This window comes from Klebsiella sp. MBT K-1, assembly GCF_002556465.1.
Lineage (GTDB): Bacteria > Pseudomonadota > Gammaproteobacteria > Enterobacterales > Enterobacteriaceae > Klebsiella > Klebsiella grimontii.
Map to the genome: position 1 here is coordinate 142,673 of NZ_PDEL01000004.1, position 21,896 is coordinate 164,568.

Below are 21,896 nucleotides of genomic sequence, written 5' to 3' on the forward strand. Positions count from 1 at the left end.
TATGGCGTCAGACAAACCGATAACAGCTCAGCAGGCCGCCGACTTACTCATCGTGTCGGCGCGGGTAATCTACCGCCTGATTGAGTCAGGAGAACTCGCCGGCCGCAAGGTCGGCAACAAGTACAGAACGACCGAAGCGGCATGTATTGCGTATTTGTCATCCCCGCAGGAAACTAAACGAGCGAACGCGGGTGAGCATAAAGGAGATATTTTATGTCCATCACCCTCAGAGGCGGCATGTGGCACTGTCATTTCTTTACGCCGACAGGGAAAAGAGTTAGGCGATCTCTTGGCACGGGGGACAAAAAGCAGGCACAGGAGCTCCACGACAAGCTGAAGGCGGAAGCGTGGCGGGTTGACCAGATCGGCGATCTGCCCGTCAGAACCTTCGAAGAATGCTGCATCCGGTGGCTTCGGGAGAAAGACCATAAGCGGTCACTGGATGATGACAAAACCAAAATAGAGTTTTGGCTGCAGCATTTTTCCGGCCGTGATGTATCGAAAATAACGGTGGAGGAAATTCACGAAGCCGTTAACGGGATGATCAACCGTAAGCACCTGCAGGTGTGGGAGAGTAAACGTGATGCTGCGTTGAGGAAGGGAAGGCCGATTCCGGAGTACAAGCCACGGCAGGTTTCTCTGGCGACGAAGGCGCAGCACCTTTCCTTCATTCGTTCTCTGCTCAGGGCCGCGGCGAATGACTGGGGCTGGATAAAAACGGCCCCAGTTATCAAAACCCGCAAGCCAATCAGTAAGCGGATACGGTGGCTGACCAGAGAGGAAGCTGAGCGGTTGATCGAGTGCATGCCGGAGAGCATTAAGCCAGTGGTGATATTTGCACTGGCAACCGGCCTGCGCCGCTCAAACATCATCGGGCTTGAGTGGCAGCAGGTCGATATGCAGAGAAAGGTTGCATGGGTAAATCCGGAGAACGCAAAAGCGGGCAAGGCGATTGGCGTAGCTCTGAATGATACCGCATGCAGGGTGTTAAGGGATCAGATAGGGAAGCATTCCCGATGGGTGTTCGTTCACACCACGGCAAAACATCGCCCGGATGGAACGCTGACGCCCGCCGTGAGAAAAATGCGGGTGGATGACAATAACGCCTGGCGCGCCGGACTGAAAAAAGCGGGGATAGAGGATTTCCGTTTTCATGACCTCCGGCATACCTGGGCGAGTTGGCTTATTCAGTCCGGCGTCCCGCTTTCAGTTTTACAGGAAATGGGCGGATGGGAGAGCATCGAGATGGTGCGCCGATATGCTCACCTGGCACCAAACCATTTAACCGAGCACGCACGGAAAATTGACGCCATTTTTGGCTCTAACGACACAAATACGACACAAGGAGGAAATCAGGCTGGACTAAAACTTGCGTAAGTGACTGTTTCTTAATGGTACGCCCTACAGGGTTCGAACCTGTGACCTACGGCTTAGAAGGCCGTTGCTCTATCCAGCTGAGCTAAGGGCGCATTGAGAAGCGAGCTTCATGATGTGCAATCGCCGGAATTATACGGTCCACGCCTGATGAGTCAATGTATTTTGCCGCGAAACTGCGCTTGCCCGTGCAGGCTGGCGGCTTATGCCGCAAAAGCAGTATAAAGTTTATCCAACCTTATGTTTCTGCACATTAACTTTTCTTCGGCTCTCGAGCTCCTTTTTGCGCTATTCGCGGCGCGGTCAGGCCCATTTTTAGGCCACCGCAGCGTCAAAGCAAGATAAAATCTTAAACGAAGACTGACAGCGGGGCTGGCTTCTGACAAAATATCGCCATCCCCCTTTCGTAAAGATACAGATGGAATCCTCTCTCTGATGGCAGCAAAAATTATTGACGGTAAAACGATTGCGCAGCAGGTACGCTCTGAGGTTGCGGAAAAAGTGAAGGCCCGCGTTGCGGCCGGATTTCGTGCTCCAGGGTTAGCCGTCGTGCTGGTCGGCAGCAACCCGGCATCGCAGATTTATGTCGGCAGCAAGCGCAAAGCGTGTGAAGAGGTAGGCTTCGTCTCCCGCTCGTACGATCTCCCGGAAACCACCAGCGAAGCGGAGCTGCTGGAACTTATCGACACGCTGAATGCCGATGAGGCTATTGATGGCATCCTGGTTCAGCTGCCGCTGCCCGCCGGCATTGATAATGTCAAAGTCCTCGAGCGCATTTCGCCGGACAAAGACGTTGACGGCTTCCACCCGTATAACGTGGGTCGTCTGTGCCAGCGCGCACCGCGCCTGCGTCCGTGCACCCCGCGCGGGATTGTCACGCTGCTTGAGCGTTACAATATCGATACCTACGGCCTGAACGCGGTAGTCATTGGCGCTTCTAACATCGTTGGGCGTCCGATGAGCATGGAGCTGCTGCTGGCTGGCTGCACCACCACCGTCACTCATCGTTTTACCAAAAACCTGCGTCATCACGTCGAAAACGCCGACCTGCTGATCGTGGCTGTCGGTAAACCGGGCTTTATTCCGGGCGAATGGATTAAAGAAGGCGCGATCGTGATCGATGTTGGGATTAACCGCCTGGAAAACGGCAAAGTGGTTGGCGATGTGGTCTATGAAGATGCCGCCGCGCGCGCGTCGTACATCACCCCGGTTCCCGGCGGCGTCGGCCCGATGACCGTAGCCACCCTTATTCAGAACACGCTGCAGGCGTGCGAAGAGTATCACGATATTCAGGAGGCCTGAGATGGCGAATTTTTCTTTAGGCAAACACCCGCACGTTGAGCTTTGCGACCTGCTGAAGCTGGAAGGCTGGAGCGAAAGCGGCGCGCAGGCGAAAATCGCCATTGCCGACGGTCTGGTCAAAGTCGACGGCGCGGTCGAAACCCGCAAGCGTTGCAAAATCGTCGCCGGTCAAACGGTCAGCTTTGAAGGGCAGAGCGTTACCGTTACCGAGTAAAAAGTTAAGGCGCCGCAACCGGCGCCTTAAATTTATCCCCATCCGGGAATTAGACCCTATGGTCAGCGCCTGATGCACAGGCCTGAGTATGGGCAAAAAAATGCCGGGGATAGCCCCGGCAAAAAGAGAGAATGAGACTACTTCCGGCGCCAGGTGGTACCCTGCGGGCCATCTTCCAGCACAATGCCCATCTCGTTGAGACGGTCACGCGCGGCATCCGCCGCCGCCCAGTCTTTCGCTTTACGCGCGTCCAGACGCTGCTGGATCAAAGACTCGATTTCCGCCACTTCGCCGTCGTCCGCCTGCGCGCCGCTCTGCAGGAAGGCGTCCGGCTCCTGCTCCAGCAGACCCAGCACCGAAGAGAGCTTACGCATATGCGCCGCCATCGCGTTGGCCGCGGCGGCATCTTCGGTTTTCAGGCGGTTAACCTCACGGGCCATATCGAACAGCACCGAATAAGCTTCCGGGGTGTTGAAATCGTCATCCATCGCTTCGATAAAGCGCGCTTCAAACGCCTCGCCGCCGGACGGCTCTGCGGTTTTATCGGTTCCGCGCAGCGCCGTATACAGACGCTCCAGCGCGGAGCGCGCCTGCTTTAAGTTCTCTTCGCTGTAGTTCAGCTGGCTGCGATAGTGGCCGGACATCAGGAAGTAGCGGATAGTCTCCGCGTCATAGAACTTCAGCACGTCGCGCACGGTGAAGAAGTTGCCCAGCGATTTTGACATTTTCTCGCGGTCAACCATTACCATCCCGGAGTGCATCCAGTAATTCACGTACTCGCCGTCGTGGGCGCAGGTGGACTGAGCGATTTCGTTTTCATGGTGCGGGAACATCAGATCCGACCCGCCGCCGTGTATATCAAAATGGTTGCCCAGCTGCTTGCAGTTCATCGCGGAGCACTCAATGTGCCAGCCCGGACGGCCCGCGCCCCACGGCGACGGCCAGCTCGGCTCGCCCTCTTTCGACATTTTCCACAGCACAAAGTCCATCGGGTTATGCTTGACGTCGACAACATCAACGCGCGCGCCGGCCTGCAGCTGGTCGAGATCCTGACGCGACAGCTGACCGTAGTTCGGATCGGTCGGTACGTCGAACATCACATCGCCGTTATCGGCGACATATGCGTGGCCTTTGGCGATCAGCTGCTCGGTAATCTCAATGATTTCCGCAATATGGTGGGTAGCGCGCGGCTCCATATCCGGGCGCTGAATATTTAAGGCGTCGAAATCTTTGTGCATCTCGACGATCATACGATCGACCAGCGCCACAAAGCTCTCGCCGTTCTCATTAGCGCGCTTGATGATTTTATCGTCGATGTCGGTAATGTTACTCACGTATTTCAGTTTGTACCCCAGGAAACGCAGGTAGCGCGAAACCACATCGAAGGCAACAAAGGTACGAGCATGGCCAATGTGACAGAGATCGTAAACCGTAATACCACACACGTACATGCCGACTTCCCCGGCATGGATAGGTTTAAATTCCTCTTTCTGGCGCGTCATTGTATTAAAGATTTTTAACATCGAAGATTCCATGTAAACACGTGTGTGGTTGAAAACCGGGTATTCTACCCGTAATTCAAACCCGAATCAGCACACAATGCAAGGTGATCGCATCCTGCGGTTATGCTATAACAGCCCCCTATATCTCACCCGACTCCGGGTGCAGGCACCACAATCATCGGAACAGGATGCAAAAATGGTTACTTTCCACACCAATCATGGCGATATCGTAATCAAGACGTTTGACGACAAAGCGCCGGAAACAGTTAAAAACTTCCTGGACTACTGTCGTGAAGGTTTTTACGACAACACTATTTTCCACCGCGTTATCAACGGCTTCATGATTCAGGGCGGCGGTTTTGAGCCGGGCATGAATCAGAAAACCACCAAATCCCCCATTCAGAACGAAGCGAACAACGGTCTGAAAAACACCCGCGGTACGCTGGCGATGGCCCGTACTCAGGCGCCTCACTCCGCGACCGCGCAGTTCTTCATCAACGTCGCCGATAACGACTTCCTGAACTTCTCCGGCGAAAGCCTGCAGGGTTGGGGCTACTGCGTATTCGCAGAAGTGGTTGAAGGTATGGACGTAGTCGACAAGATCAAAGCGGTATCCACCGGCCGCAGCGGCATGCACCAGGATGTGCCGAAAGAAGATGTTGTGATCAAAAGCGTTACCGTCAGCGAATAATTCGTGGCGACGCTTTTTATTGCGGATTTGCATCTGCAAACGGAAGAACCGGCGATTACCGCCGGTTTTCTGCGTTTTTTACACGGGGAAGCCCGCCAGGCGGACGCCCTGTATATCCTCGGCGACCTGTTTGAAGCCTGGATCGGCGATGACGATCCGAACCCGCTGCATCGGCAAATTGCCGCTGCGCTCAACGCGTTAGCCGAGTCCGGCGTCCCCTGCTACTTCCTCCACGGCAACCGCGATTTTCTCGTCGGTCAGCGCTTTGCCCGCGAAAGCGGCATGATCCTGCTGCCGGAAGAAAAGCTTCTCGACCTCTACGGGCGCAAAGTGCTGATTATGCACGGCGATACCCTCTGCACCGACGACGCGGGCTATCTGGCGTTTCGCGCGAAAGTCCACAATCCCTTGATCCAGCGCCTGTTTCTGGCCCTGCCGCTGTTTATTCGCCGCCGTATCGCCGCCAGAATGCGCGCCGACAGCAAAGCGGCCAACAGCAGCAAGTCGATGGAGATTATGGATGTCAATCCGCAGGCGGTGGTTGACGTCATGGAGAAACATCACGTCCAGTGGCTGATTCACGGGCATACGCACCGCCCTGCCGTCCATTCCCTGGAAGCCAACGGCAAAACCGCGTATCGCGTAGTGCTCGGCGCCTGGCACAGCGAAGGTTCCATGGTCAAAGTCACGCCAGAAGACGTCGAGCTGATTCATTTCCCTTTCTGATAGCCTGCAGGCACTATTCCGAAAAATCCCCTCAGGCAACTGAATTGCTGTCTTTCCTTGCTCCCGCCAGGTTAATTTTCCAGCAAACCTCTCTCAAGGAACGAGCATGCAAAAATGGAGTCAGCCCCTGATTTGGGGAATGGTCATCGCCGTCATCGGCCCGATTATGGCCAGCTTTTTTGGTCTGGCGTTTACCTATCTTGGAACGCTGAGCGTAGTCTGGTTCGCCATTTTATTATGGATTCTCTATTTTTACGCGATTTATCTGCTCTGCACACGGCCGCACGATGAGCGCTTTGTGCAGGTATACATGCTGATTATGAGTATTCTTATGCTGCCCTGGGGGCTGGTGCTGATTTTTACCTTTTTCGCCAGCGCGACCGCCGCCCATAACCGCCGCGTTTCATCAAATACCGACGAGACAAAAGTCGGCTAGCCATGCGTACGCAACCGTTTTCCTTGCCGTCAGTTCATGCTATTCTCTGTGGCCTCTAAAGCAGTGTGAAACACACCCACAGGAGTTTTAAGACGCATGTCTTCCCGCAATAATTCGGCGCGTATCGCCATCGTGATGGGGTCCAAAAGCGACTGGGCTACCATGCAGTTTACCGCAGAAATCCTTGATGCCCTGAACGTTCCGTACCATGTCGAAGTGGTCTCCGCCCACCGCACGCCCGATAAACTGTTCAGCTTCGCCGAAGGCGCGCAAGAGAACGGTTATCAGGTGATTATCGCCGGTGCGGGCGGCGCGGCACATCTGCCGGGTATGATTGCGGCAAAAACCCTGGTGCCGGTGTTAGGCGTGCCGGTTCAGAGCGCAGCGTTAAGCGGCGTTGACAGTCTCTACTCCATCGTCCAGATGCCGCGCGGTATCCCGGTTGGCACGCTGGCGATCGGTAAAGCCGGAGCCGCCAACGCCGCCCTGCTGGCGGCGCAGATCCTCGCCCAACATGATGCTGAACTCCTCCAGCGCCTCAGCGCCTGGCGTCAGGCGCAAACCGATGAAGTGCTGGATAATCCGGACCCGCGGGGTGCGGCATGAAGCAGGTGTGCGTCCTCGGCAACGGCCAGCTAGGCCGAATGCTGCGTCAGGCCGGTGAGCCGCTGGGTATTGCGGTCTGGCCGGTTGGTCTGGAAGCCGACCCGGAAGCGGTGCCGGTACAGCAAAGCGTGATTACCGCAGAGATTGAACGCTGGCCGGAAACCGCGCTGACCCGCGAACTGGCGCGTCATTCCGCCTTCGTCAACCGCGATGTCTTCCCGATTATCGCCGACCGTCTGACGCAAAAGCAGCTGTTCGATAAGCTGGCGCTCGCTACCGCGCCGTGGCAGCTTCTGGCGGATAAAAACGAATGGCCAGCGGTATTCGCCCGTCTCGGCGAGCTGGCTATCGTTAAGCGCCGCGTCGGCGGCTACGACGGTCGCGGCCAGTGGCGTTTGCGGGAAAACGAAATCGCGCAGCTGCCTGATGATAACTACGGCGAGTGTATCGTCGAGCAGGGGATTAACTTCTCTGGCGAAGTGTCGCTGGTCGGCGCTCGCGCCCGGGACGGCAGCACGGTCTTCTATCCGCTGACCCGCAACCTGCATCAGGACGGTATTTTACGCGCCAGCGTCGCTTTCCCGCAGGCCAACGCCCGCCAGCAGGCGCAGGCGGAACAGATGCTGACGGCGATCATGAATGAGCTGGGCTACGTTGGCGTAATGGCGATGGAGTGTTTCGTCACCGCCGATGGCCTGCTGATTAACGAACTGGCGCCGCGCGTGCACAACAGCGGCCACTGGACGCAGAACGGCGCGTCGATTAGCCAGTTCGAACTGCATCTGCGGGCGATCACCGATCTCCCCCTGCCGCCGCCGGTGGTAAACAGCCCGTCGGTAATGATCAACCTGATCGGTACCGATCTGAACTATGACTGGCTGAAACTGCCGCTGGTGCATCTGCACTGGTATGACAAAGAGGTGCGTCCGGGTCGTAAAGTCGGGCACCTGAACCTGACCGACAGCGATACCGACCGCCTGAGCGCGACGCTGGAAGCGTTGAAGCCGCTGCTGCCGCCGGAATACGCCAGCGGCATCGTCTGGGCGCAGGCGCAGCTGGCGTAATCCAGCCCCCCATTATCCCGGCTCGCGGCGCGCTGCGCCTTAGCCGGGCTACAAAAACCGCCAGATGCCCGTCTCCTTCTGGAACTTTCCCGGAGGCGGCGCTGCGCATCTGTCCGGGCTACCAGAGAGCACTCCCCCGTAGCCCGCACAAGGCGCCGCCCTCCGGGGGAAAAGCGCACGATATTTCACAGTGTGCGCCGCTGGTAAGTTTCACCAACGCATCAGGGCTTGATACACGTTCCCGCAAGTCCAGCCAGAGTGTCATCAATGCGCGACAGCGCGCCAATCCACGCCCGCTTGCCCCGACGGCGCACGTAGCCGCTGACCGCCGCGATTTTCGGCCCCATCGCGCCATCGTTGCGGGCAAAAGGCTCGAGCTCTTCCGGCGTCGCTTCGCGGATCGGTCGCTGCATGGGCGTCCCCCAGTGTTCATATACCGCATCGGCGTCGGTGAGGATCACCAGGCCATCGGCGTTAATCTGCTCCGCCAGCAGCGCGGCGGCCAGGTCTTTATCGATCACCGCTTCCGCGCCGCGCCCGCACTCCAGCACCGGGATCCCCCCGCCGCCGCAGCAGATCACCGCATGACCTTCGCCCAGCAGGCGTTCAATCGACTCGCTCTCCTCAATCCTCACCGGAGTCGGCGAGGGAACCACCCGGCGCAGATATTTGCCGTCACGCTTCATCGTCCAGCCGTATTCGGCTTCAAGCTGCGCCTGTAGCTCAGGTTCGTAAACCGGACCAATAAACTTCTCCGGGGCCGAAAATGCCGGATCGTTCGAGGCTACCGCGATGCGCGTCATCACCGTCGAGACCGGCGGCATTTGTGATTCCTGCGCCAGACGCTGGGCCAGCATATAGCCAATCATCCCCTGGCTCTCCGCCACCAGCACGTCCAGCGGGTAAGGTTCGACATCGCCATAGGCCAGATTTTGCAGCGACAGCAGGCCCACCTGCGGCCCGTTGCCGTGAACAATCGCCAGCCGGTACTTCTGCGCCAGACGCGCCAGCGCCGGAACCGCGCTATCAATATTGCGGTACTGATTTTCCACGGTCAGCGCTTCCCCGCGCTGCAATAAAGCGTTGCCGCCGAGGGCAACCACCAGCGTTTTCATGATTTTTCCTTAGATAATGTGTTGCGCCAGCCAGAATCCCAGCAGGGTATCCGCGCCGGAGGTGTGGCCCATCGCCAGCAGGGCTTCGACGGCGGGTTCAATACGTCGTCCGCGCTGAAGCGCGTGAGAAAAATGCAGCAGCGGCGAGGCGAAGCGCCCCGCGCTGGCATAGCGTAAATAGTTGACGCTCACCTGGGTCGTCGCCGCGTGCAGATCCCCGGATGCGCGAAAGAAAGCCTGCCCGCCGTGGCGCAACATCCGCCCCGCGCGCCAGGCCGCCAGCATCATGCCGATCAGCATATCGTCCAGGCTCGGCGTCAGGCCCGGCCCCTTTCCCAGCCACAGCCGCCAGTCAACGGCGTTCCCGCGCAGCGCTGAGGCAAAACAGTGGCGTAATTGCCGCAATTCAGGATGCAGTGGTAGATGAACCGCCTGCGACAGCGGCCCGAACAGCCCGGTCTCTTCCGGGCGATCCACCAGCGCTTTCGGTAAGCGAGCGCCAGCGGGCTGATAGCAAGGCCGCAGGGAGCAGCGTCTGCGCGGCGGCGACAGCAAAAGGTCATCAACCTGAATGCCATTTTCGCCCGCCGCAGGCAGAGCGCCCGCCCGCAGCGCCCCATGCAGGCGGATAAAATCGCGATGACGTAATACCCATCCGCCGGGACTGATGCCCTGCCCATGACGATGCAGCGTCAGCAATGCGCCGCCTTCAACATAGAGGTTGATAGTGCGCTGCCAGAGGCCGCCGGTTCGCCACGGCTGGCGATGGTCCGGCGCATCAACGCTGCCTGTCAGCGGACGGATAATCTGCATCGCGCGCTCCTTAGCTTACGCCCAGCTCGTCCGCCAGCGCTTCCAGCGCCAGCTCAAAGCAGGCCAGCGGCGCTCTGACGGTCCCGGCGCCAATCTGGCCGATCCCCGCCTCTTTGTGAGCGATGCCGGTGTTGATCAGCGGCGTAATCCCGGTTTCCACCACCCGGCGAATATCCAGCCCCAGACAGGCGCCCTGGAAATCCCAGCCCGGAATTTGCAGCTGCATATTGCGTTCAAGGAAGATTTCCGCCATCTCCTCGGAAACGGATTTCGCCGCCTCCATCCCGCCCGCGCCGACAAAGCGCGTGACGCCGGGAGCGGCGATCATCGCTGCGCCGCCGATGCCGAAGGTTTCGGTAATGGCGCTGTCGCCCATATCCGGGTTGGCCTGCTCCTGAGAGAAGCCGGTAAAGAACAGTCCCTGCGGGGTGTTGACCGGCGCGGTAAACCAGCGCTCGCCCAGCCCGCTGACGCGGATACCGAACATATTGCCGTTGCGGGTCATCGCGGTGACGATGCTGCCCGCGCGAATTTGCGCCCCGGAATCCATCGCCGCTTTACAGTAGGCCATCGCCAGGTTGAGGAAGAACTGATCGGTAATGGCGAGGAAATCCATCACCTCGGCAATCTGCTGCTTATCGTGATTAAGTCGCGCCAGATAAGGGGCCAGCGTGCGCATCAGCAACGCGGAGGTGGCGATATTGCGCTGGTGGAACTCATCGCCCATGGTGATGCCCTGGGCCATCATCGCGGTCAGGTCGATGCCGCGTTCCATCTGTTTCAGCGCCGCGCTGAGGACCGGCATCAGCACATCGCGCATCCAGCGCAGGCGCTGCTGCACGTCTTCACCGTAGGCGCCGAAACGCATCACCTTGCCAATCCCTTCATTCAGGTTGCAATAGGCGCGGTTGCCTTCGGCGATGTTCTCCACCACCAGCATCGGCATATTCGGCGAGGTTATCCCGCCCATCGGGCCAACGGCGTTAACGTGGTGGCAGGGAATAAAGGTAATCTCGCCGCCTTCCAGCATCGCGTGGGCGGTTTTTTCATCCTGCGCCCAGCCTTCGAATAAGCATGCGCCGATACAGGCCCCTTTCATCGGGCCGGTCATCTCCTGCCAGCGCATCGGCGGCCCGGCGTGGAGCAGGGTTTTGTTCTGATTCAGCGCCCCGATTAAAGAACCCGCTGGCTGCACATCCAGCCAGTGCGGACGTGCATTACGAATTCGTTCTATTACTGCGTCATTGGCCTGCGCCACTGATGTAAACATAGAGACCTCTTATTGCAAACGTTCTAATAAACGAGCCAGTTTCTTATTCCCCCCGGCGATCGGCGCCCACTGATAGTGGACAACCGGCGTTCCGGCGGACTGTAAATCGAGCGCGAAGCTGCGCAGACCAGCGTTAATCACCGCCACGCCTTCCAGCAGGCTGGCGCGCGGGGCCAGTTCCGCCATCCGCTGCGGGCTAATCAGCGCGCTGGCGAGCAGCGTGGCTTCGGGGAGGCTATCGACCACCACGATCCCCGCATCTTCGAGGGAAGCAATCTGCCGGGAACGGCACTGCGGGTCGCTTTCGGTGCCGGTCACCGTGGCGATGATATGCAGCGGATGGCGCTCGTCTCTCACCGCCCACGCCCGCAGGCAGGCTTCCACCAGCGATTCGGCGGGATCGGCGGTCGCGCCATAGCCAATCACCACGTCCAGCAGCAGCACGCCGACCTGATTTTCCTCGCCCAGTTCGGCAATCAGTTGGTTGCGCAGGGAGGGGTCGATCATCGGATGCGGGCGGCCAACGGTGTAAAAATCATCGCCGAGATCGACAACCTGATGGCCCTGCGCATTGAGCATCATGCCCTGCGGATGATGAGCGTCAGGGGTGATGCCCAGCCGCTCGGCGAGCAGCCCGGCGGATTCCGCAGCCAGCGTGCCGCCGGTGTATAAACCGCGAATTTGCTTGCCCGCGACTGCGCTCAGGGTTTGCTGGTAACGCGCGACGCGCGCCAGCAGGCAGGCCAGGCGCCCGGCCTCATCCAGGGTGCGGGCGAACCAGACGTTTTCATCGCGGGCGGCGGGCGGCGCATAGCCGAGAAACAGCGCCACCACCGGCTTAGCGCTGCGCTTCATGGCGCTAATCACCTTCTGGCGCACCATCTCAGCAGGCGGCTTCGAGACAAAGGCCAGCACCTGGCTCTGCCCGTCCTGGGTCAGCATTTCCAGCGCCGTTTGCGCGCTGATGCCGCCCACCTCGGCGCTCAGGTCACGCCCGCCGAGGCCAATCGCATGGCTTATCCCTTCCCCGCCAAGGACGATTTGCGAGACCAGCTCCTGAATACCGGTGCCGGATGCGCCAATCACGCCAATGTTGCCGTCCGGCGTGACGTTGGCGAAAGCCAGCGGGGTTCCGGCAATCATGGCGGTGCCGCAGTCCGGCCCCATCACCAGCAGCCCTTTGTCGCGGGCGCGGGTTTTCAGGGCGATTTCATCTTCCAGCGTGACGTTATCGGAGAAGATCATCACGTTTTTCTCGCTGCTGAGCGCCTGCTGGGCCAGCTCCGCGGCGTACTCTCCGGCAACCGAAATTAAGGCCATATTGGCCTGCGGCAGCTTTTGCGTCGCGCTCTGCCAGCGGCGAACCACGCTAAGGCTCTGACTCTGCCCGCTCCCCTGCGCCAGGGCGGCGAGGGCCTCATCAAGACGGGCGATAATCATTTCCGCCACCGACGCATCGGCGCAATCGGTACGGATCGCCACGCAAATATCATTCGGCGTCGCGGTGGTAAAATCGTCGTGCCAGAAACCGGTGGTTTCCAGCAGCGATTTATTTGCCGGTGTGCCCATCATCACCGAAACATCGTCGACATTTTCTGACTCGCTCAGCTTACGCGAAATAATCATTAAGCTGACTGAATCCTGAAAACAGCCCTTTTTTATAAAGGCATGGATCATAATAACTCCCCAATAATTGCACCCATTGCAATTGAATGAGCATGAATAATCTGCAATCAGGCTAACGAGATAAAATTATCGGCGGCGTGAGCCATATCACATGGAAATTATTACAAGACGCTTTCAAATAAAGCCGAAGGCATTAGCCCGGAATTTTCAATGAATAGATTAACCGGGTCCCTTCTGATAAACCCGCGGTGATTATTAAATAAAATCTAACTAACTATTTTTACCAATGCAGATCACAATTTAAGTTTATTTTCCCCGTATTTTAATCGTCAGTCAGGCTCTACACCGTCGTTAAAAGGAAGACAGATGAAAGTCAGTCGGGAAACACTTCATCAGCTTATTGCCAATAAGCTGAACAAAGCAGGGCTTACTCATAATCACGCGGATATTATTGCCGATGTGCTGGTTTATGCCGATGCAAGAGGCATTCATTCGCACGGCGCGGTCCGCGTTGAATATTATGCGGAACGTATTGCAAAAGGCGGAACTAACCGTCAACCCAACTTTACCTTTGAAAAAACAGGTCCCTGCAGCGGCATTTTGCATGCCGATAATGCCGCTGGTCAGGTCGCTGCCAAAATGGGCATGGAGCACGCGATAGAGATTGCCCGGGAAAACGGCGTCGCCGTGGTCGGCATTCGGCGCATGGGCCACAGCGGCGCGATCTCTTACTTCTCCCGGCAGGCGGCCCGCGCCGGATTTATCGGGCTTTCGCTGTGTCAGTCGGATCCGATGGTCGTGCCTTTCGGCGGCGCGGAAATCTATTACGGCACTAACCCGCTGGCCTTCGCCGCCCCCGGCGAGGGCGACGATATCATTACCTTCGATATGGCGACTACCGTGCAGGCCTGGGGGAAAATTCTCGACGCCCGCTCGCGCCATGAAACCATCCCCGACAGCTGGGCGGTGGATAAAAACGGCGCGCCGACCAGCGACCCCTTTGCCGTCCACGCCCTGCTTCCGGCAGCCGGTCCGAAAGGCTACGGCCTGATGATGATGATCGACGTGCTCTCCGGCATTTTGCTCAACCTGCCCTTTGGTCGCCAGGTCAGCTCGATGTACGACAACCTCAGCCAGGGACGCGAGCTGGGCCAGCTACATATCGTTATCAACCCGCAATTTTTCTCCTCCAGCACGCTATTTCGCCAGCATATCAGCGACACCATGCGCGAATTAAACGCCATTACGCCAGCGCCCGGATTTAACCAGGTTTATTACCCGGGGCAGAACCTGGATATCAATGAGAAAAACAGCGCGGTGGACGGTATCGAAATCGTTGATGAGATTTATGACTATCTGGTTTCTGACGCTTTATATAACCGCTCTTATGAAACCCATTCCCCTTTTGCTCAATAAATTAAAATACAGGAGTTGCGTATGGCTCATTATTTTCGACAGGCAATAGAAGAGACCTTGCCCTGGCTTTCCTCTTTCGGCGCCGACCCGACCGGGGGAATTACCCGCCTGCTCTATTCGCCGGAATGGTTACAGGCGCAGCAGGCGTTTAAACAACGGATGAGCGAAAGCGGGCTGGAAACGCGCTTTGATGAAGTCGGCAACCTTTATGGCCGCCTGCCCGGTACGCGCTTTCCCGACGAAGTTATCCTCAGCGGTTCGCATATTGATAGCGTGGTCAACGGCGGTAATCTTGACGGTCAGTTCGGCGCGCTGGCGGCCTGGCTGGCGGTACGCTGGCTAAAAGAGACCTACGGCGCACCGCTGCGTACCGTCGAAGTGCTGGCGCTGGCCGAGGAAGAAGGCAGCCGCTTCCCTTATGTCTTCTGGGGCAGCAAAAATATCGTCGGCATCGCCAACCCGGCGGACGTGCGCGAGATTAAGGACGCCAAAGGCGTGGCGTTTGTCGATGCCATGAAGCAGTGCGGATTCACGCTGCCCGCCGCCCCGCTGGCGCCGCGCCGGGATATTAAAGCCTTCGTCGAGCTGCATATCGAACAGGGCCGGGTACTGGAAACCAATAAGCAGTCCATCGGCGTGGTCAATGCCATCGTTGGACAGCGCCGCTACACCATCACCCTCACCGGCGAGTCCAACCATGCCGGTACCACACCAATGGGCTACCGCCGCGATACCGTTCATGCGTTTAGCCGTATCTGCTGCGAGTCTATCGCCAAAGCGAAGGCCCACGGCGACCCGCTGGTGCTCACTTTCGGCAAGGTCGATCCGCAGCCGAATACCGTTAACGTGGTACCGGGTAAAACGGTCTTCACCATGGACTGCCGCCATACCGATGCCCGCGAATTAACGGCCTTTACGGAAGTGATTGAAGCCGATATGCGGCGGATCTGCCGGGAAATGGAGATTGGCATCGAGATCGATCTGTGGATGGATGAAGCCCCGGTTCCCATGGATAAAACGCTGGTGGCCCGACTCACCGCGCTTTGTGAGAAAGAGAAGGTGAATTTCCGCGTGATGCACAGCGGCGCGGGCCACGACGCACAAATTTTCGCCCCCTGCTTCCCGACCTGCATGATCTTTATGCCGAGCATTAAGGGCATCAGCCATAACCCGGCGGAAAGCACGCATATCGACGATCTGGCGGAAGGCGTAAAAACGCTGGCCTTAATGTTGCATCAACTGGCCTGGACTGAATAAGGAAAAGATAATGGGTTATTTAAATAATGTGGTTGGCTATCGCGACGATTTACTGGCCAGCCGTTCCATCGTGCGCCACGGCAATTATGCGCTGCTGACGCCGGACGGTCTGGTCAAAAATATTATTCCGGGTTTTACTAATTGCGATGTGACCATTCTGTCAACGCCGAAATTAGGCGCGACCTTTGTGGATTATCTGGTGACGCTGCATGAAAATGGCGGTAATCCGGGCGGTTTCGGCGGCGAAGGGATTGAGACCTTCCTGTATGTGATTGAGGGGGAAATCACCGCCGGGGCGCAAGGCAAAAGCTTCCCGCTAACCAAAGGCGGCTATATTTACTGCCCGCCGGGCGAGAAACTTACCTTCATCAATAACCGCTCAGGCAACAGCCAGCTGTTCCTCTACAAGCGCCGCTATATTGCGGTTGAGAATCACGCCCCTTATCTGGTTACCGGCAACGTCAGCCAGCTGGAGCGAATTCATTATGAAGGAATGGAAGACGTTATCCTGATCGATTTCCTGCCGAAAGAGCTGGGCTTCGATATGAACATGCATATTCTCTCCTTCGAGCCGGGAGCCAGCCACGGTTATATCGAAACCCACGTCCAGGAACACGGTGCCTATATTCTCTCCGGCCAGGGCGTTTATAACCTCGACAACAACTGGGTGCCGGTGAAAAAAGGCGACTATATCTTTATGGGCGCTTATTCACTACAGGCCGGATACGGCGTCGGGCGCGAGGCGTTTAGCTACATTTACTCGAAAGATTGCCATCGCGACGTTGAGATCTGATTGTCGCCGATGAAGTTCACCTTTTTTGTTTAGCTATGTTGGATTTTGCCACGGTGAAAACCGTGGCATTTTTTATTCAGACGGGGATTTGCTGACCTAATTTTATTGCGCAGGCAATATTACGCGCGCAGGCATAGAGATTCTGCTCGCCGCGATCCAGCACCTCGGCCAGCGGCGCCAGCGCGGGTAAAATACTGAATACCGCATCAATACCGTGCTGATGCACCGCTTCAACGCCGTCGCCCAGCACGCCCGCGATACCGATAACCGGGATGTCGTACTTTTTGGCGATCCGCGCCACGCCGATCGGCGCTTTGCCGCCAACGGTTTGCGAATCCATTCGTCCTTCGCCGGTGATCACCAGGTCCGCATCGCGCAGCGCCTCCTCCAGATGAACCGCTTCCAGCACAATATCGATACCTGATTTCAGCGTAGCGTTAAGGAAAACCCGGGCCGCCGCGCCCATTCCGCCGGCCGCGCCGCCGCCGACCATCGGCGCGACATCCTGACCGGTAGCCGCCAGCATAACCCGAGCGTAGTTTTGTAACCCGCGCTCCAGAACGGCAACCATTTCTATGCAAGCCCCTTTTTGCGGACCAAAAACCGCCGCCGCGCCGCGTTCGCCGAGCAGCGGGTTATCGACGTCGCAGGCCACCTCAATCCGGCAATCGTGAAGGCGCGGATCGAGGTCGCTTAGGTCTATTTTTACCAACCGCTGTAACGCCCCGCCGCCAAGGCCGACGCTCTCGCCGCGCTCATCCAGAAAGCGCGCCCCCAGCGCCTGGGCCATACCCATCCCGCCGTCTACCGTGGCGCTACCGCCAATACCGAGAATAATATGGCGAACCCCGGCGTCCAGCGCATGGCGAATCAGCTCGCCGGTGCCGTAGCTGGTAGCCCGCAGGGGGTTACGCTCCCCGGCGGGAACCAGCATCAGCCCGCTGGCCGCCGCCATCTCAATAAATGCGGTTTGCCCGTCGCCGCTCAGGCCGTAGAAGGCGCCGACAAAATCGCCCATCGGCCCCATGACCGGCAGCATCACCATTTTGCCGTCAGTGGCCTCGACCATCGCCTCAACCGTTCCTTCGCCGCCGTCGGCGATCGGCAGGCAGACGCACTCCGCCTGCGGGAAAATTGAGACAAAGCCCGCTTTTATCGCCTGGGCGCAGCGGCTGGCGCTAACGCTCTCTTTGAAAGAGTCCGGTGCAATAATAATTTTCATTGTTGATCCTTTTTGCTGTCATGACTTAATACGATCCCAGGGAATGAGATTTTCCATCACTACCGCCAGCAGCACGCCGATTAATAAGCCGTTGCCTAATAGCGGTCGAATTATCAGGGGTAGCGTCTGGAGATAAACTGGCGGCAGACCCATTAAAAAAATACCGATAAAGAGCGGCAGCGCCAGCCGGTAGATATTTCGCGCGGTGAAGGTAATTTGTTTACTGAACGATAAGCTGGAATATAACAACGGCAGATAAGAGACCAGCATGACCGCGCTGCTAATCGGCAGCGGCAACGTGGTAAAAAAGTGGGTCAGCGGCGTAAACAGGCCAACTAAAAGACAACACAGGCAGCCGATAATAAACGGCTGGCGCGAGGTTTCTCCGGTTTGGGTTAATAAGCCTATCGACGAAACAAACGGTGAAAACGGCACCACGCTAAGAGGAACTGTTATTAAGGTCATCAGGCCGGAGATAATAAAGCTGCGTCGGTAGCGGCTATTACTGGCGCCCTGTTGGGGATAAAAAACGTCGGTGCCGCGAATGGCGCCGTAGGTATTGGTGATATTCACCAGCCCGGCCAGCAGCGCCGTCAGGATAATGCCTGGGCGTAGTTCTTCGCCGTAGCCGAGCGGAAACCATTGCCAGTGAATCGGCCCGGATGCCGCCGTGGCGGGCGGCGTGCGAAACAGCAGGTACCAGCTCGCCCATCCCGCCAGGGTTCCTGTCAGCAGAGCGTAGCGGGCGATGCCGTCCGGGAGAAAAATAATCATCCCCAGCACCAGGATCATCACCGCCAGCGCGAGGCCAAAGGGCGCCAGTTGAATGGCGGCGTTGGCCTGGGTCGAACTAAAGGGCAGCCCGAGCATGCCTTTAAAAAATATGGTCGTCAGCTGCGCGCCGAGCAGCAGCATAAAAAAGACCATCACCGTCGGGCTAAAGAGCTTCGCCAGGCGATGGCCGATGCCGCTGACGCCAATAATGATGGTCAGAACGGCTGAGAGAAAGATACCCACCGCCAGGCTGGCCGCAATGCTGTCGAACGCGGTGCCGCGCGCGGCTTCGCCGACGGTGACGGTCAGAATGGTGCTCCACCATAGCCCCGTCGGCCCCTCCATAATCGCGCGACGGTGGCCCAGCAGCGCCTGCGCCAGACACGCCAGCCCGGTGGTAATAAAACCGTATTGGGTAAGCGTAATCAGCGCGCTGGCGGGAAGCTGAAAAGCAGATTGTAATGTCGGCGGCACCACCACGGTGTTGCAGAAGATAAAAAAGAACCATTGAAATCCCGCCAGGGTGTTTCGTTGATTTAGCGGCAATACCACCATGATAAAATCCTGACAAAGCGCCTGACGTTGAACTGGCGCTAAACATTGAACGGTGTGGGTTATGCCCCGGATCGCGGCTTGCGCCTTACCCGGGCTACAAAACCCGCGCACGACGTCAGGTTCGTAGCCCGGATAAGGGGTTTACGCCGCAATCCGGGAATGCAACGGTTACCCGTTACTGCTGATGCTTAAGGATAAATTTCCCCTTCGGCGCCTGCGGGAAACCCTGCTCGATGTCATAAATCACCTCGCCGCGCAGGATGGTTTTAGTGATACGCGCGCCAATCTTCCGGCCAACGTACGGGCTGACTTTATGCCGGTATTCGAGGTCTTCCGCCTGCAAAACGTAGCTGCTGTTCGGCTGAATAAACACCAGGTCGGCGTCTTTGCCCGGCGCGATGCGCCCCTTGTGCTTGAGGCCGAAAATATCGGCGGCGTTGGTCGCCATCAGGCGGGCGAACTGCGGCAGAGACATACCGCGCTTCTGCACCGCTTCGTCGAACATCACGTCCATGCAGCTTTGCAGACCGGCAATCCCGCCCCAGGCCTGCATGATATTGCCCGCCTTCATTTCCGGCGGACACGGAGAGTGGTCGGAGACCAGGCAGTCTATTTCGCCGTTGAACAGCTTCTCCCACATTCCCTTCTGGTTCTCCGCGTCGCGGATCGGCGGAGAGCACTTCGCCAGGGTGCCAATCGCTTCGAACTGCTCGGTATCCAGCACAAAGTAGTGCGGACAGGATTCGCAGGTGACGTCCTGACCCTCCTGACGCGCGCGGGTCACTTCGGCGACCCCTTCCGGGCTGCTGACGTGGCATACGTGCAGGCGGCAACCGGCGACTTTCGCCAGATAGAGAACGCGGCGGATCGCCTCGACTTCGGTGAAGACCGGACGCGACGCGACATAATCATGTGCCGTCACGCGGCCCTCTCTTTTTGCTTCTTCGCCGAGCTCATCGCAGATCAGCGCATTTTCACAGTGCACCAACACGGTCTGCTTCATTTCGGCCAGCTTTTGCGCGCCTTTGAAAAACTGCCAGTCGTTAACGTCGCGGAAGTCGTTGTCGATCCCGCGATCGCCGCAGGTGGCGACAAAGCATTTGAAGCCCACCACGCCCACTTCATCCAGCTCATGCAGGCGGTCCAGATTATAGGAAACCAGGCCGCCAAGCTGCGCGGCGTCGATGGTTAGCTTGCCCTTCGCGGCATCGAATTTCAGCTCGATGGTTTCGCGGTCGGTGGTCGCCGGGAGCTGGTTCAGCGGCATTTCGATCATCGTGGTGATGCCGCCTTTTGCCGCTGCGCGAGTGCCGGTTTCGTATCCTTCCCAGTGGGTACGCCCCGGCTCAGAGATATGGGTATGCGCATCGACCATCCCCGGCGACACGATCAGGCCCGAAGCATCCATCACCTGCTTCGCTTCGCCCAGGTTTTCACCGATCGCGGCGATTTTGCCGTTAGCAACCGCGATATCCACCACCCGCGATTCGTTTTCCAGAATAACGGTGCCGTTTTTAATAATTAAATCAAAAGACATATAAAACTCCTTGTATGTGTACAGACGATTAACCCGCCATACTTCTGCTTGTGGCTTTGGGTATTGATGCTTCATCCCTGAAATAAATCTTCCTCTTGATAAGAAAATCAGCTAACAACATCCGGGTGCGAAATATTATTCGGCAGCGCCCGTTTTTTTAGTAAAGCGTATGCGGCAAAAGCGACGATGACGCCGACAAACCACGACACCCGGGAGAATGGTTCGAGCAGCGGAATAAATTTTCCGCCGAGCGATAAAATCACCGCCACGATGGTGACCAGGAATGCGGTAACGTTAAAACCATTATCAAAATACTTATAATCACCCGGCGCGGTATACAGCTCATCAAGATTAATTTGCCCGCGCATGACGACAAAGTAGTGCGCCATCATTACCCCAATAACCGGGCCCAGCATGCCGCCGATAATATCGAGAAAAAGATAAATACTGTCCTGATTCTCCATTAATTTCCATGGGCAGATCAGCAGGCTAATAATACTGGCGATCAGTACGCCGTTTTTATAGGTCAATTTAGTCGGCGCAATTGCCGCGATTTGATAGCCTGCCGGAATAATATTACCGGTGGCGTTGGTGGAGATCGTGGTCATTAATATCACCAGCACCGCAAAGAAAGAAGCAAACAGGCTGTCCCATTTCTGCACGATATCCAGCACGTTCCAGGTATCCATGTCGTAATGGATACTGGCCCCGGCGATAATGCACACCCCGGCCACCGCGAAAAGAATATAAGCCACGACTAAACCAAGGGTTTGCCCAAGCGCCTGATCGCGAAACGAGCGCGCGTTCTGGGTAAAGTCCGAGGCGCTGACAGCCGGCGCCGCCCACACGGCGACCACCGCGTTAATCACCACCAGGAACAGGAAACCGCTATGTTCCGCTTTCTCCACTCCGGTCGGTAGGTAGTCGAGGATCGGGCCGATCCCCACCAGCGAGATAGCCCAGATGGCCATGCCGCCGAACACAACATAGATACAGGGGTTGAGGATCGCGGTGAATTTATTGAGAACTTTTCCGCCGCCGAAACCAATCCCCACATTAATCAGCCAGAAAACCAGAAAGGCGATCAGCCCCGGCAACGACAGTCCCAGCAGCTTAAAATCGCCGCCAAGGGTCAAAAACGCTGGCCACAGTTTGCCTAATAAGATCAGGAATGCCAGCGAACCGGCATAGCATTGCAAACCAAACCACATAATCGCCGCAATACCGCCTCTGAGCAGGCCAGGTAATAATGCCCCGCGCACCCCATACGAGGCTCTTAAAATCATAGCGAAGGGTACGCCGTATTTACTTCCGGCAGCGCCATTAAACACCATAACCGCGGCAATAATAAAAGCACTCAATATTATTGCCATCATTATACTGAACGTTGATAGTCCAAGAATAAAAAAACCACCAACCATGACATAATTAGGTACGTTGTGTACGGATCCCATCCATAAGGTAAAATAGTTAAATGTCTTCCAGTTACGCTGCGATTCTATTTTTGGTAATAGATCGTCGCTATAACCTCTGGATTTGTACAGGTCTTGAGCTTGTTCCATAATTCCCTCTTAATACGCATCGGATTACGTTTACAGGTTTA

At 57.2% G+C, this 21,896-nt stretch carries 21 protein-coding genes and 1 tRNA gene; 12 read left to right on the forward strand and 10 right to left on the reverse strand.

Going from position 1 to position 21,896, the window contains the following annotated elements:
• Position 1: 1 nt before the first annotated feature.
• Complete coding sequence (locus CMQ96_RS28855; RefSeq protein WP_141522379.1) at positions 2 to 337, forward strand: helix-turn-helix domain-containing protein; 336 nt, start codon at positions 2 to 4, stop codon at positions 335 to 337.
• Positions 238 to 1,377, forward strand: coding sequence for a site-specific integrase (locus CMQ96_RS07280; RefSeq protein ID WP_255256984.1), 1,140 nt, complete (start codon positions 238 to 240; stop codon positions 1,375 to 1,377). Before CMQ96_RS28855 ends, CMQ96_RS07280 begins: the two co-directional genes overlap by 100 nt.
• A 15-nt stretch (positions 1,378 to 1,392) precedes the next feature.
• On the opposite strand, the gene CMQ96_RS07285 is transcribed toward CMQ96_RS07280, so the two are convergent.
• Positions 1,393 to 1,469 (reverse strand) — tRNA-Arg (locus tag CMQ96_RS07285).
• A gap of 340 nt (positions 1,470 to 1,809) precedes the next feature.
• Between CMQ96_RS07285 and folD the strand changes: the two genes are divergently transcribed.
• A complete protein-coding gene (gene folD / locus CMQ96_RS07290) occupies positions 1,810 to 2,676 on the forward strand; it encodes a bifunctional methylenetetrahydrofolate dehydrogenase/methenyltetrahydrofolate cyclohydrolase FolD (RefSeq protein ID WP_004137856.1) in 867 nt (288 codons plus the stop codon).
• A gap of 1 nt (position 2,677) precedes the next feature.
• Positions 2,678 to 2,890, forward strand: coding sequence for a ribosome-associated protein YbcJ (gene ybcJ, locus CMQ96_RS07295; protein WP_004099787.1), 213 nt, complete (start codon positions 2,678 to 2,680; stop codon positions 2,888 to 2,890).
• 137 nt (positions 2,891 to 3,027) lie between these two features.
• On the opposite strand, the gene cysS is transcribed toward ybcJ, so the two are convergent.
• On the reverse strand, positions 3,028 to 4,413 hold the full coding sequence (gene cysS / locus CMQ96_RS07300; protein ID WP_024358988.1) for a cysteine--tRNA ligase: 1,386 nt from the start codon (positions 4,411 to 4,413) through the stop codon (positions 3,028 to 3,030).
• 175 nt (positions 4,414 to 4,588) lie between these two features.
• On the opposite strand from cysS, the gene ppiB reads away from it, so the two are divergent.
• From ppiB to purK, 5 genes are all read left to right on the forward strand, one after another.
• Positions 4,589 to 5,083 carry a peptidylprolyl isomerase B gene (ppiB, locus tag CMQ96_RS07305; protein WP_004130079.1) on the forward strand — a complete coding sequence of 165 codons (495 nt, stop codon included), beginning with the start codon at positions 4,589 to 4,591 and terminating at the stop codon, positions 5,081 to 5,083.
• A gap of 3 nt (positions 5,084 to 5,086) precedes the next feature.
• Positions 5,087 to 5,809: a UDP-2,3-diacylglucosamine diphosphatase gene (gene lpxH, locus CMQ96_RS07310; RefSeq protein ID WP_024358989.1), complete on the forward strand. Its 723-nt coding sequence runs from the start codon at positions 5,087 to 5,089 to the stop codon at positions 5,807 to 5,809.
• Between the two features lie 106 nt (positions 5,810 to 5,915).
• Positions 5,916 to 6,245 carry a hypothetical protein gene (locus CMQ96_RS07315; RefSeq protein ID WP_004137860.1) on the forward strand — a complete coding sequence of 110 codons (330 nt, stop codon included), beginning with the start codon at positions 5,916 to 5,918 and terminating at the stop codon, positions 6,243 to 6,245.
• A gap of 96 nt (positions 6,246 to 6,341) precedes the next feature.
• The gene (purE, locus tag CMQ96_RS07320) at positions 6,342 to 6,851 is read left to right on the forward strand and encodes a 5-(carboxyamino)imidazole ribonucleotide mutase (protein ID WP_004137862.1); all 510 of its coding nucleotides are present in this window, start codon (positions 6,342 to 6,344) and stop codon (positions 6,849 to 6,851) included.
• Positions 6,848 to 7,915 carry a 5-(carboxyamino)imidazole ribonucleotide synthase gene (purK, locus tag CMQ96_RS07325; RefSeq protein ID WP_024358990.1) on the forward strand — a complete coding sequence of 356 codons (1,068 nt, stop codon included), beginning with the start codon at positions 6,848 to 6,850 and terminating at the stop codon, positions 7,913 to 7,915. The genes purE and purK overlap by 4 nt, the downstream gene beginning before the upstream one ends.
• Positions 7,916 to 8,136: 221 nt before the next feature.
• Here purK and CMQ96_RS07330 read toward each other — a convergent pair whose 3' ends face one another.
• The 4 genes from CMQ96_RS07330 to CMQ96_RS07345 are packed head-to-tail and all read right to left on the reverse strand — an operon-like array spanning position 8,137 to position 12,790.
• A complete protein-coding gene (locus tag CMQ96_RS07330) occupies positions 8,137 to 9,030 on the reverse strand; it encodes a carbamate kinase (protein ID WP_024358991.1) in 894 nt (297 codons plus the stop codon).
• 9 nt (positions 9,031 to 9,039) lie between these two features.
• Positions 9,040 to 9,843 (reverse strand): DUF2877 domain-containing protein, encoded by an 804-nt coding sequence (locus CMQ96_RS07335; protein ID WP_098066496.1) that lies wholly within the window; start codon positions 9,841 to 9,843, stop codon positions 9,040 to 9,042.
• Positions 9,844 to 9,853: 10 nt separating this feature from the next.
• The gene (locus CMQ96_RS07340; protein WP_098066498.1) at positions 9,854 to 11,113 is read right to left on the reverse strand and encodes a DUF1116 domain-containing protein; all 1,260 of its coding nucleotides are present in this window, start codon (positions 11,111 to 11,113) and stop codon (positions 9,854 to 9,856) included.
• Between the two features lie 9 nt (positions 11,114 to 11,122).
• Positions 11,123 to 12,790 carry an acyl-CoA synthetase FdrA gene (locus tag CMQ96_RS07345; RefSeq protein ID WP_098066500.1) on the reverse strand — a complete coding sequence of 556 codons (1,668 nt, stop codon included), beginning with the start codon at positions 12,788 to 12,790 and terminating at the stop codon, positions 11,123 to 11,125.
• 315 nt (positions 12,791 to 13,105) lie between these two features.
• Between CMQ96_RS07345 and allD the strand changes: the two genes are divergently transcribed.
• From allD to allE, 3 genes are read left to right on the forward strand one after another with little or no spacing between them, the layout of a single operon-like run.
• The gene (allD, locus tag CMQ96_RS07350) at positions 13,106 to 14,155 is read left to right on the forward strand and encodes an ureidoglycolate dehydrogenase (protein ID WP_064342297.1); all 1,050 of its coding nucleotides are present in this window, start codon (positions 13,106 to 13,108) and stop codon (positions 14,153 to 14,155) included.
• Between the two features lie 21 nt (positions 14,156 to 14,176).
• Complete coding sequence (gene allC / locus CMQ96_RS07355; protein ID WP_064342296.1) at positions 14,177 to 15,412, forward strand: allantoate deiminase; 1,236 nt, start codon at positions 14,177 to 14,179, stop codon at positions 15,410 to 15,412.
• Positions 15,413 to 15,422: 10 nt separating this feature from the next.
• Positions 15,423 to 16,205, forward strand: coding sequence for a (S)-ureidoglycine aminohydrolase (allE, locus tag CMQ96_RS07360; RefSeq protein WP_004137879.1), 783 nt, complete (start codon positions 15,423 to 15,425; stop codon positions 16,203 to 16,205).
• Positions 16,206 to 16,281: 76 nt separating this feature from the next.
• Here allE and glxK read toward each other — a convergent pair whose 3' ends face one another.
• The 4 genes from glxK to CMQ96_RS07380 all read right to left on the reverse strand — a co-directional run bounded on the left by glxK (position 16,282) and on the right by CMQ96_RS07380 (position 21,855).
• Complete coding sequence (gene glxK / locus CMQ96_RS07365) at positions 16,282 to 17,427, reverse strand: glycerate 3-kinase (RefSeq protein ID WP_024358998.1); 1,146 nt, start codon at positions 17,425 to 17,427, stop codon at positions 16,282 to 16,284.
• 18 nt (positions 17,428 to 17,445) lie between these two features.
• Entirely contained in the window at positions 17,446 to 18,756 is a 1,311-nt protein-coding gene (locus CMQ96_RS07370; RefSeq protein WP_024358999.1) for a uracil/xanthine transporter, read from the reverse strand.
• Between the two features lie 175 nt (positions 18,757 to 18,931).
• Entirely contained in the window at positions 18,932 to 20,293 is a 1,362-nt protein-coding gene (gene allB, locus CMQ96_RS07375) for an allantoinase AllB (protein WP_049088819.1), read from the reverse strand.
• Between the two features lie 107 nt (positions 20,294 to 20,400).
• Positions 20,401 to 21,855 (reverse strand): putative allantoin permease, encoded by a 1,455-nt coding sequence (locus CMQ96_RS07380; protein ID WP_004137887.1) that lies wholly within the window; start codon positions 21,853 to 21,855, stop codon positions 20,401 to 20,403.
• Positions 21,856 to 21,896: the final 41 nt, after the last annotated feature.